16 protein-coding genes are annotated in these 14,440 nt (G+C 42.0%); 10 read left to right on the top strand and 6 right to left on the bottom strand.

The features are described from left to right. Positions 1–76 precede the first annotated feature (76 nt). The 9 genes from hpsE (HFV01_RS15515) (at position 77) to HFV01_RS15485 (ending at position 8,688) form a co-directional block, all read left to right on the top strand. The gene (gene hpsE, locus HFV01_RS15515) at positions 77–1,114 is read left to right on the top strand and encodes a hormogonium polysaccharide biosynthesis glycosyltransferase HpsE (protein ID WP_008050307.1); all 1,038 of its coding nucleotides are present in this window, start codon (positions 77–79) and stop codon (positions 1,112–1,114) included. A 109-nt stretch (positions 1,115–1,223) separates the two neighbouring features. Further along, the gene (gene hpsE / locus HFV01_RS15510; protein WP_008050309.1) at positions 1,224–2,216 is read left to right on the top strand and encodes a hormogonium polysaccharide biosynthesis glycosyltransferase HpsE; all 993 of its coding nucleotides are present in this window, start codon (positions 1,224–1,226) and stop codon (positions 2,214–2,216) included. A 1-nt stretch (position 2,217) separates the two neighbouring features. Continuing rightward, the gene (locus tag HFV01_RS30800) at positions 2,218–2,862 is read left to right on the top strand and encodes a glycosyltransferase family 2 protein (RefSeq protein ID WP_008050311.1); all 645 of its coding nucleotides are present in this window, start codon (positions 2,218–2,220) and stop codon (positions 2,860–2,862) included. Between the two features lie 165 nt (positions 2,863–3,027). Next, entirely contained in the window at positions 3,028–3,210 is a 183-nt protein-coding gene (locus HFV01_RS30795; protein ID WP_228116532.1) for a hypothetical protein, read from the top strand. A gap of 141 nt (positions 3,211–3,351) precedes the next feature. Continuing rightward, positions 3,352–3,486, top strand: coding sequence for a hypothetical protein (locus HFV01_RS30790; RefSeq protein ID WP_257720191.1), 135 nt, complete (start codon positions 3,352–3,354; stop codon positions 3,484–3,486). Between the two features lie 12 nt (positions 3,487–3,498). Beyond that, positions 3,499–5,484 carry a molecular chaperone HtpG gene (gene htpG / locus HFV01_RS15500; protein WP_006626091.1) on the top strand — a complete coding sequence of 662 codons (1,986 nt, stop codon included), beginning with the start codon at positions 3,499–3,501 and terminating at the stop codon, positions 5,482–5,484. A gap of 122 nt (positions 5,485–5,606) precedes the next feature. After that, positions 5,607–6,815 carry a 4-hydroxy-3-methylbut-2-enyl diphosphate reductase gene (locus HFV01_RS15495; protein WP_008050315.1) on the top strand — a complete coding sequence of 403 codons (1,209 nt, stop codon included), beginning with the start codon at positions 5,607–5,609 and terminating at the stop codon, positions 6,813–6,815. Positions 6,816–6,949: 134 nt separating this feature from the next. Continuing rightward, the gene (locus HFV01_RS15490; RefSeq protein ID WP_187758216.1) at positions 6,950–7,588 is read left to right on the top strand and encodes a peroxiredoxin; all 639 of its coding nucleotides are present in this window, start codon (positions 6,950–6,952) and stop codon (positions 7,586–7,588) included. Between the two features lie 122 nt (positions 7,589–7,710). Next, the gene (locus HFV01_RS15485; protein ID WP_006618942.1) at positions 7,711–8,688 is read left to right on the top strand and encodes a cysteine synthase A; all 978 of its coding nucleotides are present in this window, start codon (positions 7,711–7,713) and stop codon (positions 8,686–8,688) included. Between the two features lie 79 nt (positions 8,689–8,767). Here HFV01_RS15485 and HFV01_RS15480 read toward each other — a convergent pair whose 3' ends face one another. From HFV01_RS15480 to HFV01_RS15455, 6 genes are all read right to left on the bottom strand, one after another. Continuing rightward, positions 8,768–9,253 (bottom strand): cobalamin biosynthesis protein, encoded by a 486-nt coding sequence (locus tag HFV01_RS15480; protein ID WP_006669064.1) that lies wholly within the window; start codon positions 9,251–9,253, stop codon positions 8,768–8,770. Between the two features lie 102 nt (positions 9,254–9,355). Next, positions 9,356–9,598 carry an HNH endonuclease gene (locus HFV01_RS15475; RefSeq protein WP_006669063.1) on the bottom strand — a complete coding sequence of 81 codons (243 nt, stop codon included), beginning with the start codon at positions 9,596–9,598 and terminating at the stop codon, positions 9,356–9,358. Between the two features lie 92 nt (positions 9,599–9,690). Continuing rightward, on the bottom strand, positions 9,691–12,219 hold the full coding sequence (locus HFV01_RS15470) for a dynamin family protein (protein WP_006626086.1): 2,529 nt from the start codon (positions 12,217–12,219) through the stop codon (positions 9,691–9,693). Positions 12,220–12,636: 417 nt separating this feature from the next. Next, positions 12,637–13,176 carry a GIY-YIG nuclease family protein gene (locus tag HFV01_RS15465; RefSeq protein ID WP_006626084.1) on the bottom strand — a complete coding sequence of 180 codons (540 nt, stop codon included), beginning with the start codon at positions 13,174–13,176 and terminating at the stop codon, positions 12,637–12,639. A 77-nt stretch (positions 13,177–13,253) separates the two neighbouring features. Then, complete coding sequence (locus HFV01_RS15460) at positions 13,254–13,574, bottom strand: hypothetical protein (protein WP_006626083.1); 321 nt, start codon at positions 13,572–13,574, stop codon at positions 13,254–13,256. After that, on the bottom strand, positions 13,571–13,753 hold the full coding sequence (locus tag HFV01_RS15455) for a hypothetical protein (protein ID WP_006626082.1): 183 nt from the start codon (positions 13,751–13,753) through the stop codon (positions 13,571–13,573). The genes HFV01_RS15460 and HFV01_RS15455 overlap by 4 nt, the downstream gene beginning before the upstream one ends. Positions 13,754–13,789: 36 nt before the next feature. Here HFV01_RS15455 and HFV01_RS15450 point away from each other — a divergent pair, with 36 nt between their 5' ends. Further along, on the top strand, positions 13,790–14,440 hold the full coding sequence (locus tag HFV01_RS15450; RefSeq protein ID WP_006626081.1) for a hypothetical protein: 651 nt from the start codon (positions 13,790–13,792) through the stop codon (positions 14,438–14,440).

Below are 14,440 nucleotides of genomic sequence, written 5' to 3'. Positions count from 1 at the left end.
AATTGCCAAGGAAGACTCCCGTGGAAAGCCTAGCAGAATAGCGATAGTGTTAATATCCTACGATAGGAAGTTAATCATGATCCAGTTAACAGTAGCAATTCCTACCTATAATGGGGAAAACCGGTTGCCAGAAGTGCTCGAACAGTTGCGATGTCAAAGGGCGACCGAAAGCATCCGTTGGGAAGTTCTCGTCGTGGATAATAATAGTTCCGATGGTACGGCAGCAGTGGTACAGCAGTTTCAGAAGGACTGGCCCCAAGAAGTCCCCCTGCGATATGTGTTAGAAACTCAACAGGGTTTAGCATTTGCGAGGAAGCGATCGGTGTCTGAGTCCCAAGCTGAGTTGATCGGTTTTTTGGATGATGACAATATACCTGAATTAAATTGGGTAGCTGAGGCGGTTAGATTTTCTCAAGAAAACCCAAAGGCGGGAGCCTATGGTAGTCAAATTCACGCCATATTTGAGGTAGAACCGCCCCCTAACTTTAATCGAATTAAACCATTTTTCGCCATTACGGAATTAGGGAAAAATCCGAGGCTTTATAATGCTCGAAAAAATCTCTTGCCTCCAGGAGCAGGGTTAGTTATTAGGAGAGAGGTCTGGAGTGAATTTGTGCCAGACAAATGTATCTTGAGTGGTAGAGTTGATGGCAGTATGTTGGGCGGAGAAGATATAGAGGCTTTATCCTATATTCAACGCAAGTCCGACTGGGAAATTTGGTATAATCCCCAAATGCAGGTCGATCATAAAATTCCTAGAAAACGTTTGGAGATTGAGTATTTGATACCCTTATTTCGGGGAATTGGATTAAGTCGTTACGTCACTCGTACAGCGGGAGTTAAGCCAATTTTAAAGCCTGTTTTAACAACAGCGTACTTGGCAAACGACTGTCGAAAATTGCTGCTTCACGTCCTCCGTTACGGTGTGTCGGATCTGGATGATATTGCTGCTTGTGAACGAGCCTTATTAATGGGGAGTTTAAACAGCTTTTTTTATTTGTGGTATAACGGTTACTTAAAGCTAGACAAAAAAACAGCAACTCTGCTAATACTACTGTCAGTGCAGTTGTTCATGAGTAACCAGAATTTGCTCTCAGCTTGCACTACTCCCTAAGCAAACATATTAACAGTTTCAATACCTCCAATCTAGTATATCTTATGCTAGGACATCTCAAGTCTTCATTTGGTCCCAGTTATCCCACCAACTAGTACAAACTTTAGTTATGACCCAGGATTCATTTTCTCTCACGGTAGCTATTCCGACCTACAATGGAGCGCAACGCTTACCCGAAGTATTAGAGGCACTTCGTCATCAAAGCCATAGGTCAAAAATTGACTGGGACATTGTGGTTATTGATAATAATAGCACTGATACAACTCATCAAGTGATTCAAGCTTATCAAAGCAACTGGGAGAAACATTATCCCCTCACCTACTATTTTGAACCCAAGCAAGGACCAGCTTTTGCTAGACAACGAGCAATTAAAGAAGCAAAAGGACTTTATATCGCTTTCCTAGATGATGATAATATTCCAGCAACAAGCTGGATTTCCTCTATCTATGAATTTAGCCAAAACTACCCCCAAGCGGGAGCATTTGGCGGACAAATTAACGGCGAATATGAAGTAAAACCTCCTGAAAACTTTAAACAAATTGCCGCATTTTTAGCGATTGGCGAACATGGCAATCAACCCTTTCGCTTTGACCCAGATAATTTAATATTACCACCAACTGCTGGATTAGTGGTTAAAAAACAGGCTTGGCAAGAAGCTGTTCCGAAAACCCCTCAACTTGTTGGAAGTCAGAGGAATTTTTTGGCGCGAGGAGACGATTATGAGTTATTGCTTTATCTACACAAACAAGGCTGGGAAATTTGGTATAATCCCCAGATGCACATTAACCATAAAATTCCCGCGTTTCGATTAGAACGCAATTATTTATTATCCTTAGCGCGTGCCTGTGGTTTAGCCACTTTTCAGTTACGGATGATTAATGCTAAAACCATAGACAAGCCAGTGATTTTTGTCAGGACAATTTTGGGCAATCTCCGCCGTATTATTAAGCAACGACTGAAGTATGGAGAAATGCTGAAAAGTGAACTAATTCCAGCAGTTGAAATGGAATTTTATCGGGGTAGTATGATGAGTGTCTTGGTTGGGCTCAACAATGTCTGGAATGCTAAATTCGGGTCTGTAGAAAAGTCAGAGGATCAATAAAATGCCCCAAATATCAATAATTATTCCTGCCTATAATGCTGATAAGACGATTAAGGAAACCATTGATTCCGTTATCAATCAGACCTTTAAGGATTTTGAAATAATTATAATTAATGATGGGTCTACTGATAGAACATTAGATATTATTTCCAGTATTAATGACCCGCGTATTCAAGTATTTTCTTATCCCAATTCAGGGGCTTCTGTTAGTCGAAATCGAGGATTTTCTAAAGCCAGCGCTCAGTATATTGCTTTCTTAGATGCTGACGATTTATGGACCTCTGATAAATTGGAATTACAATATGCAGCACTTGAAGCAGATCCAGAAGCATCTGTAGCCTATAGCTGGACAAATTATATTGATCAATATGGTGAATTTTTATACCCGGGATTTCATCAAAGCTATCAAGGCGATGTTTATTCCATATTATTAGTGAAAAACTTTCTGGAAAATGGTTCTAATCCTTTAATTACCCGTCATGCTTTATCAGCAATTGGAGGTTTTGATGAGTCTTTGAAGGGTGGGCAGGATTGGGATTTATATTTGCGTTTAGCTGCCCAGTATAAATTTGTTTGTATATCTCAAGCGCAAATCTTATACCGCATATCTGAGCATTCGATTTCCTCTAATATTGAGCGTCAATAATCTTCCTGCTTATTGGTACTTAACAAAGCGTTTAACAATGCTCCCAGCTCCTTAAAAAATCTGAAAAAAGATAGCCTTTCACACTTATATAGTTATCTAACTTTTAAATCACTTGAATCGCCATTAACGAGAAAAAAAGCAAGGATAGGAGCGAGATGTTTTTGGATGTCTATTTACCACGATCCTGGTTTGATCAAACGTCGCTCACGTATGATGGCTATCGTATTTGTGAAAATCATGGTAGGTCTGATGTTACCCAACGGACAGGCTGAACCTTTACTTAAATTCGTTAAAGAATTTAAAGGATTTTTCCCCACAACTCATAACTCTAAAAATTTATCTCATTAGCCACATGAGTGATACTGTCAAAATCTACGCAGTTACTATAATTAGCGATCTACAGCACACCTTCCATGGATCTCGTTTTGATGGCCTCATTTGAGAATTATCGTCTGATCATTCCTTTCCTGGGTCTGATTCATGGGTCTGATGCTACCATATATATCGATTGTCCATGATCCATGGTTGATATACGGAAATCCGAATCATCTCATGGGGGTGATCCATGCCCATGATGTCATGGCGATCGCCCAAGATCAGGAAATGATAACTATGTATATTTGAGAAATAACGCCCATGACCGTACTTGAACAGGGAACAATCACGATCCATACTGAAAACATCTTCCCGATTATCAAGAAATCTCTCTACACTGATCATGAGGTATTCTTGCGGGAATTGGTTTCTAACGCGGTAGATGCGATCGCTAAATTAAAAATGGTGGCCCGCACCGGAGAATATTCCGGGGACATCAGCAACCCACAAATTACCATTGCGATCGACAAAGACGCTAAAACCCTATCTGTTAGTGATACTGGTATCGGTCTCACCGCCGACGAGGTTAAAAAATATATTAACCAAGTCGCCTTTTCCAGCGCCGAAGAATTTATCCAAAAATACCAAGCCACCGACGGAGAAGCCATCATCGGCCACTTTGGTCTAGGGTTTTACTCCTCATTCATGGTAGCCAAACAAGTAGAGATCGACACCCTCTCCTACAAAGAAGGCGCAGAAGCCGTCCATTGGACCTGCGACGGTTCCCCAGAATTCAAATTAGAAGATTCTGCCCGCACCACCCGTGGGACTACCATCACCCTCACCTTGATGGATGATGAATTAGAGTATCTCGAAACCAGTCGCATTCAGCAACTGATTAAAACCTATTGCGACTTTATGCCCGTCCCCATTATTATGGACGGCGAAACCATCAACCGCCACACAGCGCCCTGGCGTGAGTCTCCCAATAACCTCACCAAAGAAGATTATTTAGACCTTTATCGTTATCTGTATCCTTTCCAAGAAGAACCCCTGCTGTGGGTTCACCTGAACACTGACTATCCCTTCATTGTTAACGGTATTCTATACTTCCCCAAACTGCGGCCTGATGTTGATGTCACCCAGGGCAATATTAAACTATTTTGTAATCAGGTTTTTGTCAGCGACCACTGCGAGGAAATTATCCCGAAATTCCTGATGCCTTTGCGGGGTGTAATTGACAGCACCGATATTCCTTTGAATATCTCCCGTAGCGCCCTACAAACTAACCGCACAGTCCGCAAAATTGCTGACTATATCGCCAAAAAAGTAGGCGATCGCCTCAAAGAATTATATCGAGACAATCGCCAAGAATATATCCGTTGTTGGCAGGATGTTGGTACTTTTATCAAGTTCGGTTCCCTCAATGACGATAAATTTAAGAAACAGGTAGAAGAGATTCTCATCTTCCGCAGCACTTATAAACCCCCCACTGAGTCCGGGGAAGCTCAAACCCCAGAAGTACAAGTCCAAAGCGAAGATGGGGATGTTTGGGAAGAAGTGAAAACCGAAAAATCCCTTAGCACTGATGAACAGGGACGCTATTATACTACCCTCAGTGAATACCTAGAACGCAATCAATCCCGCCACGAAAACCGGGTTTTTTACTGCACCGATGAAGCCGCCCAAGCTACATACATAGAACTGCACAAAAGTCAAGGTTTAGAAGTGCTATTCCTCGACTCATTTATCGATACCCATTTTATCAGTTTCTTGGAGCGGGAACACTCAGAGGTTAAGTTTTTGCGGGTAGACTCGGAACTTGATGAGACTCTCATTGAAAAAGATAAGCCAGCCGAAATTGTTGACCCCAAAACTAATAAAACCCGCAGCGAACAAATTAAGGAGTTATTTGAGAAGTCCCTCAATAAGCCACGGGTGAATATTCGCACGGAATCTCTCAAATCTGAGGATACCCCGCCCGCCATGGTTTTACTACCGGAAGCCATGCGCCGTTTACAGGATATGACCGCCTTATTGCAACAGCAGAAGGCTGATTTCCCCGAAGACCATATTTTACTGGTAAATACTGCTCACCCTCTCATTCAAAATCTGGCTAATTTAAGTCAGGGTAGCATTATTCAAGAGGGCGGTTCTTCCCCCTCAGAAGAGTTGGCAAAAATGATTTGTCACCATGTTTATGACTTAGCATTAATGGCTCAAAAAGGCTTTGATGCTGAAGGAATGAAGGATTTTGTTGAACGTTCTAATCATGTTTTAACTCGGTTAACAGAACGGGCCATGTAAACATTAGGGGACAATTCACTAATTGTCCCCACCAGATAGGGGAATTTGGTGATATATCCTGGTCATGATCACACCGAAAGGTTAAAATCTTTAATAAAGCCGGATTAGATTTAACCAACCCTATGGATACAAAAGCATTTAGACGTTCACTCCAACAGTCAGACACCTACCACCGCAAAGGCTTCGGTCATCAGGAAGAGGTGGCGGGTGTCATGGACAGCGCCTACCAAAGTAGCTTAATTCAACAAATTAGACAAAATAACTATATCCTGACCCAAGGTAATGTGACCATCCGGTTAGCAGAGGCTTTCGGCTTCTGCTGGGGGGTAGAAAGGGCTGTGGCTATGGCTTACGAGACTCGCCAACACTTCCCGACTGAAAGAATATGGATCACTAATGAAATTATCCATAATCCTTCAGTTAATCAACATTTGCGGGATATGAATGTTGAGTTTATCCCGGTCAATGACTCCCACAAAGATTTTTCGGTGGTGGGTAGTGGTGATGTGGTTATCCTTCCTGCTTTTGGGGCGAGTGTTCAGGAAATGCAAATCCTGAATGATAAGGGGTGTAAAATTATTGATACTACCTGTCCCTGGGTTTCTAAGGTTTGGAATACGGTAGAAAAGCATAAGAAAAAACAGTACACCTCGATTATTCACGGTAAATATAAGCATGAAGAAACTGTGGCTACCAGTTCTTTTGCTGATAAGTATTTGGTGCTGTTGAATTTAGAAGAAGCAGAATATGTGGCTGATTATATCCTTAATGGTGGGAACCGTGAGGAGTTTTTGGCTAAGTTCGCTAATGCTTATTCGGCTAATTTTGACCCGGATCGGGATTTGGAATCTGTCGGTATCGCTAACCAAACTACTATGTTAAAAAGCGAAACTGAACAAATTGGGAAGCTGTTTGAACGCACGATGATGCAAAAATACGGCCCGGCAAATCTCAATGAACATTTCCAAAGTTTCAATACTATCTGTGATGCTACCCAGGAACGTCAAGATGCGATGATTGGGTTATTAGAAGAAAAGCTGGATTTAATGGTAGTGATTGGCGGTTTTAACTCTTCTAATACGACTCACTTGCAAGAGATGGCGATTGAACGGGGTATCCCTTCTTATCATATCGATAGCAGCGATCGCATTCTTGAGGGAAATCAAATTCAACATAAACCCCTTAATAAAGACTTGGAAATGGCGACAAAATGGCTCCCAGAAGGAGAAATTATTGTCGGTGTAACCTCTGGTGCATCCACCCCTGACCGGGTAGTGGAAGAGGCGATTCAAAAAATCTTCGCTCAGAAAGCCTTAGCGGTGGCAGTGTAGTTATTATATCCCCCCTTGGGCATAATTTGCGGATGCTCCGGTAGGTATAAATGCTGTAAATGTTATGCGATCGCCAAACCGGAGTATAATCAAAAAATACATTGTTCTTATCACAATTTGGAGAAAATAAAACCATGACTTTGCGATTAGGTGATACCGTCCCTAACTTTACCCAAGCCTCTTCAGAAGGGGATATTAACTTCTATGATTGGGCTGGGGATAGCTGGGTTGTCCTGTTCTCTCATCCAGCAGACTATACCCCTGTTTGTACCACAGAATTAGGCACTGTTGCTAAACTCAAACCAGAGTTTGATAAACGCAATGTTAAAGTAATCGCCCTCAGTGTGGATGATGCGGACTCCCATAAAGGTTGGATTGGTGATATCAACGAGACTCAGCAAACTAATATTAACTACCCGATTTTAGCTGATAGCGATCGCCAAGTATCGGATCTTTACGATATGATTCACCCCAACGCTAACGCATCTTTAACCGTTCGTACTGTTTTCGTCATTGACTCTAACAAAAAGTTACGCCTGACCCTAACTTATCCCCCTAGTACCGGACGTAATTTTAGCGAAATTTTGCGGGTGATTGACTCCTTACAACTCACCGACAACTACAGTGTGGCTACCCCTGCTGATTGGCAAGATGGGGAAGATTGTGTGATTGTGCCTTCCCTCAAAGATCCGGAAGAACTCCAACAGAAATTTCCCAAAGGTTACAAGGAAATTAAGCCCTATTTACGCATGACTCCTCAACCAAATAAGTAGGATATTTAGCCTTTAAAATATGGGATGAGTGGATAGATTCAAAAGTGCTATAATTTTGAGAATCTCTCATCCCTTAATTGTCACCCCACCTTTGAAAAACCCAACCTTTGAAAAAATTAGCAATGGATATTAAACGTGGCTTTGTAGAAGCTGTGGGAAACACTCCCTTAATCAGATTAAATAGTTTTAGTGATGAGACAGGTTGTGAAATTTTAGGAAAAGCAGAATTTTTAAATCCTGGCGGTTCTGTTAAAGATAGGGCGGCTTTATATATTATCGAAGATGCCGAAAAAAAAGGTTTGCTAAAACCCGGTGGCACAGTGGTAGAAGGTACCGCCGGAAATACAGGTATTGGTCTAGCCCATATTTGTAATGCTAAGGGCTATAAATGCGTCATTGTCATACCTGAAACTCAATCTGTGGAAAAAATGGAAGCCTTGAGAACTTTGGGCGCTGAAGTGCGTGCAGTTCCCGCTGTTCCCTATAAAGACCCTAATAATTATGTGAAATTATCGGGACGTTTGGCGGCGGAAATGGATAATGCAATTTGGGCGAATCAGTTTGATAATTTAGCGAACCGGGAAGCGCATTATCAAACCACTGGACCGGAAATTTGGTCTCAAACTGACGGTAAAATTGATGCTTGGGTGGCGGCTACAGGTACGGGGGGAACCTTTGCGGGGGTGTCTCTGTTTTTGAAGGAAAAAAACCCGAATATTAAAACTGTGGTGGCTGACCCGATGGGTAGTGGTTTATACAGTTATGTGAAAACTGGTGAAATTCAACCCCAGGGAAACTCAATTACTGAGGGAATTGGTAATAGTAGGATTACTGCTAATATGCAGGATGTTCCTATTGATGATGCTATACAAGTTGATGACCAGGAGGCGGTGCGCGTGGTTTATCAGCTCTTAGAAAAAGATGGGTTATTTATGGGAGGGTCTGTTGGTATTAATGTCGGTGCGGCGATCGCATTAGCTAAACAAATGGGACCCGGACATACCATTGTTACTGTGTTATGTGATGGCGGCGGACGTTATCAATCTAAACTCTACAATAAACAATGGTTGGCTGAACGGGGACTATTACCAGTCAGTTAAAATTTACCCTCATCGGGAATCGGATTAGCTAGGGTTTAGGGCTGAATTTCCCATGATTGGGGCTGATTATCGGGGATGTTTAGCAAGTCCTATTCCCTATCTTTCCACGACTCTCAATCAATGTAATTGTGGCGATCGCTATAGTCACCGCTTGGCTGATTTTTGCCCCTTCTGGCGTGAGATTTTCGCCTCTGTAGATACATTTAGGAACCAGTAGGGTTGAGACTCCCGCCGCCTCTAATGCTGCGGCTTCCGCGACGCTGGGGGTGGTGATTTTTTGCTGTACCACCATGGAAGGATTGGGAACCTTGACACCCTGCAATTGTTGGGGTGAAAATGTCTGTAAAATCCAGTGGCGATCGCTACATAATTCTACTAACCCTCCTTCATCAGCCTTTCCCTCTATGGTAGCAATCCCAATGATAGCATCTTCCGCTAATTGATGTTCCTGAAATACCTGTTTAATAGCGGTTTCTATCACGAGTCTGGGGGTGTGACGTTGACAACCTATACCGACCCACAAAACCTTCTGAGACGATGATATTTTTAGCCACAGGTTTGTCATTAATTCACAAAAAGGGTGATTCTATATACCATTACCCTCATTTTAGCAAACTTTTATCTCATGGAAAAAATGATTAAGCGCCTACTACATGACCCACCTCCGTTAAGTGAAACGACGACGAAAACGGCGATCGTGATAATGGAGTTTTTTCCGATTACACTCCCAGCAGAGGGTCTGTAAATTACTCAGGTCATTACTTCCCCCCCTAGCCAATGCAATAATATGGTCAATCGTTAGCCGCGCCTCTTTATTGGTTTTTCCGCAACTTTGACAAGTAAAATTATCTCGTTCATAAACATATTTACGAACAGCCGGAGGGAAAGGAATGCGGGGTGTTTTACTCATGTTTATTTCCTGGTTTGGGGTTTCTATAGCCAACAATCAACGGAGGGGTTAGCTTCAGCCAGATACCAGCATAACCAACCCCTACAAAACTTTTACTCGCTCATCACCGGATTTTTCTCTGTTGGTGTAAACTCAGCATCAAATATTTCTGAGGAAGTCTCCTGCTCATCCTCAATATTATATGATGGTTCTGTATAAGCTGGTTGTTGGTAATTGAAAACCGGATCAAGGTCTGTATCCTTAATAGCTGGTAATTTACCTCGTCCTAAACCCATAGCCACTAAACAATCATTAATCGCTATTACTGAGTCATTATAAGCATCAATTTTCTGCTTAATTTGTTCTTGTAATTTATGATTATCTTCCAGCTTTTCTTCCGCTTCCTGTTCCAAGGTTTTAGCTAAATTAGCTCGTGCCATCTCGTATTGAGAAAAAATCGCCCCAGATTGATGTTTAGCACCCACCTGCAAATTATCATTGAGAGTCAGATTAATCACAGTCCGAAAATGGCGGAGAACTGTTCTTTTAACCTTTTTCTCAAAGTCAATTTTCAGCAGTTGACGAATAGCTGGTTCCGCTTCAACCATCCCTTGATAATCAGCACTATTACAGGCTTCCCGTAACGTTTGACGCAGTTGGAAATGGGGAACTGTTCCCTCTGCATAAAACTCTGGGGTTTCCCGTACATAAGCACCGCATTCGGTCTGAGCCGCACTAATTACAGCATCATGAACTTTACGGTGAAGTTGATTTAACGTAGCATCAATACCGCCATCATTACCCAAAAGACGATATAGATGATGGTAAAAATCAGCTTGATGGACTTGCTCAGTTAACTGTTGGAAAAAGTTAGCCACCAAGGACTCACAGGACTCTACTAGGGTGGCTTTTAAATCATCCGATAAGCTATAAAAAGCCTCCGCTAATATGGCTAATAGAGGAACCACAGCACTATTGGGGTGGTTACTTTGAGCGCGTTTGTAGGCTTCACCCACTGAGAATTTTTGAATCAGTGTATCTAAACGCTCAATCATCTTTCTTTGTAAGTTCCGAAAATCTCGCTCATAAATAGCGTTTTCGTTACTCGCTACAGTGTGATTAAGATGAGCCTTAATATACTGCTCAAATTCATCGCCAATGGTTTTTAAGTCTTGGCTAAGTTGTCGTAATTGTAAATCCTTAATTGCATCGATTTCTTTGGGTTGATTTTCTAAATCCCACCAGTTTTGCAGATAATAAGACCTTAACGAAATGCAGACAGGTCGGAGGTCTTCTGCTAAGGCTTGAAAAAGCTGGGGTCGGCGGTCTTCTGTGAGATAGCGGGTGATATCATCACGAAACTGATCAATCCCACTATCAAGAACTAATTGCTCCATCAAATTGTAGCCGTGAGCATTCAGAATTTGTAGATACTTTTCTTGATGGGTGTCCGCATAACCTATGGCTGGAGTAATGGGAAAGCTACTGCGGGAAAGTTGACCAGAAGTGAAGAAGTAGTTATTAAATTCTACTATAAATTTTGGTGTCTCTTCCGCCTCTGGATTAGAGAGATTACCCTTGGCAAAAATTGAATCTAAACCCCAGCGATCGCTACCATGAGTCTGACGAATTAACTCCCCATAAAACCCTAATAATCCACTGGTTTTATAAACGCGATCGCTACTACTGAATTGAGTATTTAGATGACGGTTTAAACAGTTTTTTAGCTGGTCATCGTACCAAGTCGCATCAATATAATTGAATACATAAAAAACGCGATCGCGAATCCCCGAATTATTCTGAATGCGTTCTAGTAACTGAGTCTCTTCTGAGGTCAGTTCCCCATTAGCTGCTGTTTTAAATACACAGACCACCGCCGAGGTATCAGAATGCTCAATTTTATCATAAGCAATCTGTGTATCTCGTTGGACAGGTGCATCAATTCCCGGAGTATCAATAATTACATTACCATCTTCTAAGAGGGGATGATGGCAGTAATATTCTATCTTTTTAATAACTGCACTATTTTGACTACGACGAGCATATAGGGAGGCTGAATCAACACCATTATCAGCGAGTTCTCCCATAGATAAAATCGTATTATTATGGGCGTTGATTTTATCCCGATTCGCCACAAAACCAGCTAACAATTGTTCCAAGGCTTTCGCTCGTTTGGCGCGCTGATTCCGACTTTCCCCCCCCTCTTGTTCATAGAGTGTTTTCGCCGCTTCCTGGAGTCCTTTCGCTTCCTCTATTTCATGAAGATTCCCAGGAGTTGATAACCCCAATGTTTGACAAAGTTCGTGGACTTGCTCCCGGATTTCTACTTCACTTAAAAAGGTCAGCACTACCTTTTCATCCGATGGAGTAGCAGCATATTCAATGTAGCAAATAGTACCCGTGGCGTGTCCCTGAGCGCTATACAGCAATTCTCGCCCTAACAGAGCGTTAATTAGCATCGATTTTCCCGCACTGAAAGCGCCAGCAAATACAATCTCAAATCTCGGAGAAATTGCCTTTTCTAATGAGGTTCTGACTGCTGATAAATCCTGCGATCGCAAAGATGATTCCTGCAACAATAGCTTAATTACACTATTGACTTGCTGATCCAAATTCTGGCATTGCGGAATATTCACAGACATGATCTGTACCATCCTTTAATATCTTAAAATCGTCCCTGCTAACTACAGCATCACTTTTAGCTATTCCCGAAAAGATTGTGATTTTTTTGGTCTGACAATTACTAGCCACACCAACACTGACTCCCACCATTGGGGAAGCCTGAATCCAGCCACTGTAGTCAGCCAAGACCCTGACACATTATTCTAGGATAAATAGGGGATTGAGTCAACCCCTATAAATAGCAAGTTTTCCCCCTCCTAAGCAGCACCTAATACCTTAATCAGCCATCATCCGTGTTTCTACAGATTGCCATTTATTTAATGCCCAAAAATTATGGGTTAGCCACATTTTAAGGGCGGATAAATGATCTATAAATTTGGGGCAATTTACCCGATTTATTAGAAAGTCAAAAACCGCCCCATCATATAATTAAACCATCACTTTAAATCCAGAATACCCTGAGTTTTAAGTTTAGGGTTAAAGCGGATTTCTTCCTGTAATCCTCGTTTTTCCAAGGCAGATAAAATATTTGCCTCGACTCTTTTGGCGACGGTTTTAAGTAGTTTATCCTTGCCAATTTCATCAAGACTATCAAACTTAGCCACTTCCTCCGAGGTCATTTGTGGCTTGACATCAATAGGTTGATTCCAGCGATCGCTGTGTTCAGCATTACCAGGAGGAACCGAACCATTTTCAGCTATCCAACCATCGCGAATTTCCTCTAGCAGGGTCCGACTAGGGCGATTAATAGTTTGTACTTTCAGCCAATAGCACCCTTCTGGTTCACGCACTAAATGCTGTTTTATGCTTTGGAAAATATCACGAGAATAGCCTACATATTGTAAAATATGTTGTTGATTAAAAATTGCATAAACCCCGATTTTTCCTGATAAAGATTCTGGTAATTTCCCGGAATTATCCAGATAAGCAATAAATTCCAGACCGCTAAGGGGAATCATCTCAGTTGAGGAAGTCATGATTGATTAATTAGGTGCAATGAACAACAATACCACCAGCTAGTTAGCTAGGGCTATAAACAAAGGCATTTAAGCCATTAAACTCGACGATAGATAGCACAGAGGCGACTAGGTTTAAAAATCTTCGCCTGGAACATATAATTAGGCGGAACATTCACAATGATATAATCATCAGAGTGATAATATTCTTCTAATTCCGGTGGCATTCCTTTGGGGGTATTAATGCTGTAGGGGACAGGTTGAAAGAGTAACTCCGTAAATTCTACCCCATTCCCTTCAGTTTGCTGTCGCATTTGGTTGATAAATGTATCACTGGTTAGGAGGCTAAACAGTATGGATTTTGCTTGTGGTTCTAGGGTAAAAGAACCATCAAAATTTTCGATAACTTTTAACTTCATAACTCCCTTTCAAGGCTAGTTGAGCAATCACAGGTAATCTTCCCGTTGTTGACTGTATATTCTAAACCGCTAGGGGGGATATTCCCAAGGGTATAATTGCCCAAAACCTCAAAAATCTGGAGACCGAAAAGAATAATCTCAAAAATAGTGGCTATCTGGCGGACAGTTTGCGTTAGCATAACTCTATAACAGTTTTCTCCAAAATAGCGACAGCCATGCAAACGACAGAACCCTCGCCCCCAACCTCTGAAAATCAGCGAGATTGGCTCAAAATTGCCGAATATGTGTCTGTGGTCGCCTCTGGGGTAGGTTCACTGGTAGCAGCGATTATATTTCGCCCGTTGTTACTGGCGGCGGCTCCTTTAACTGTGGCTGTGGCGTTGAATATCATCAACCGCCAACGGTTTGAGCAGCAAGTGCGACAGAGTACAGATGCAGCGATCGCTGATGTTCGTGCGGTGGTAAAATCCCTTTATGATCAGGTTCAGATGTTACCAGGACCGACAGAGGAAAACAGCGACCTAGATCAAATTACAGAAGTGCTGACGGAATTACAAAGGGTAACTCAGCGTTTAGAACAAAATGCTTTGCGTCATGAGGATTGGGAAGTGATGAATGTTCGGTTTCGGTTAATGGAAAATACCATCAATGATATCAAACAACACCCACCAGCTACCAATTCGGAGCATTTATCCCAACCCTCTGTTTCTCCCGGAAACTTGATTAAACTGGAACAACAACTAGGGATTCTTTACCAGCAGGTCAGGGAACTGCAAAACCATAATCGAGAGATTGTTAAACCCTATTTAAAACGTCTGACTGTCGCGGTCAAAAAACTACAACAAGGTGACAATATACCGAGCTAG

Origin of the sequence: Limnospira fusiformis SAG 85.79 (assembly GCF_012516315.1) — a bacterium.
GTDB classification, from domain to species: domain Bacteria; phylum Cyanobacteriota; class Cyanobacteriia; order Cyanobacteriales; family Microcoleaceae; genus Limnospira; species Limnospira fusiformis.
Note: the sequence above shows the minus strand (reverse complement) of the source record. Positions and strands in the feature narration are given on the sequence as shown.

Coding starts and splice junctions, on each gene's coding strand:
- HFV01_RS30790 (WP_257720191.1), top strand. CDS start 3,352: ATGCTACCATATATATCGATTGTCCATGATCCATGGTTGATATACGGA.
- HFV01_RS30800 (WP_008050311.1), top strand. CDS start 2,218: ATGCCCCAAATATCAATAATTATTCCTGCCTATAATGCTGATAAGACG.
- HFV01_RS15475 (WP_006669063.1), bottom strand. CDS start 9,598: ATGAGTAAAACACCCCGCATTCCTTTCCCTCCGGCTGTTCGTAAATAT.
- HFV01_RS15485 (WP_006618942.1), top strand. CDS start 7,711: ATGGATATTAAACGTGGCTTTGTAGAAGCTGTGGGAAACACTCCCTTA.
- HFV01_RS15450 (WP_006626081.1), top strand. CDS start 13,790: ATGCAAACGACAGAACCCTCGCCCCCAACCTCTGAAAATCAGCGAGAT.
- HFV01_RS15470 (WP_006626086.1), bottom strand. CDS start 12,219: ATGTCTGTGAATATTCCGCAATGCCAGAATTTGGATCAGCAAGTCAAT.
- htpG (WP_006626091.1), top strand. CDS start 3,499: ATGACCGTACTTGAACAGGGAACAATCACGATCCATACTGAAAACATC.
- HFV01_RS15465 (WP_006626084.1), bottom strand. CDS start 13,176: ATGACTTCCTCAACTGAGATGATTCCCCTTAGCGGTCTGGAATTTATT.
- hpsE (WP_008050309.1), top strand. CDS start 1,224: ATGACCCAGGATTCATTTTCTCTCACGGTAGCTATTCCGACCTACAAT.
- HFV01_RS30795 (WP_228116532.1), top strand. CDS start 3,028: ATGTCTATTTACCACGATCCTGGTTTGATCAAACGTCGCTCACGTATG.
- HFV01_RS15495 (WP_008050315.1), top strand. CDS start 5,607: ATGGATACAAAAGCATTTAGACGTTCACTCCAACAGTCAGACACCTAC.
- HFV01_RS15460 (WP_006626083.1), bottom strand. CDS start 13,574: ATGAAGTTAAAAGTTATCGAAAATTTTGATGGTTCTTTTACCCTAGAA.
- hpsE (WP_008050307.1), top strand. CDS start 77: ATGATCCAGTTAACAGTAGCAATTCCTACCTATAATGGGGAAAACCGG.
- HFV01_RS15455 (WP_006626082.1), bottom strand. CDS start 13,753: ATGCTAACGCAAACTGTCCGCCAGATAGCCACTATTTTTGAGATTATT.
- HFV01_RS15490 (WP_187758216.1), top strand. CDS start 6,950: ATGACTTTGCGATTAGGTGATACCGTCCCTAACTTTACCCAAGCCTCT.
- HFV01_RS15480 (WP_006669064.1), bottom strand. CDS start 9,253: ATGACAAACCTGTGGCTAAAAATATCATCGTCTCAGAAGGTTTTGTGG.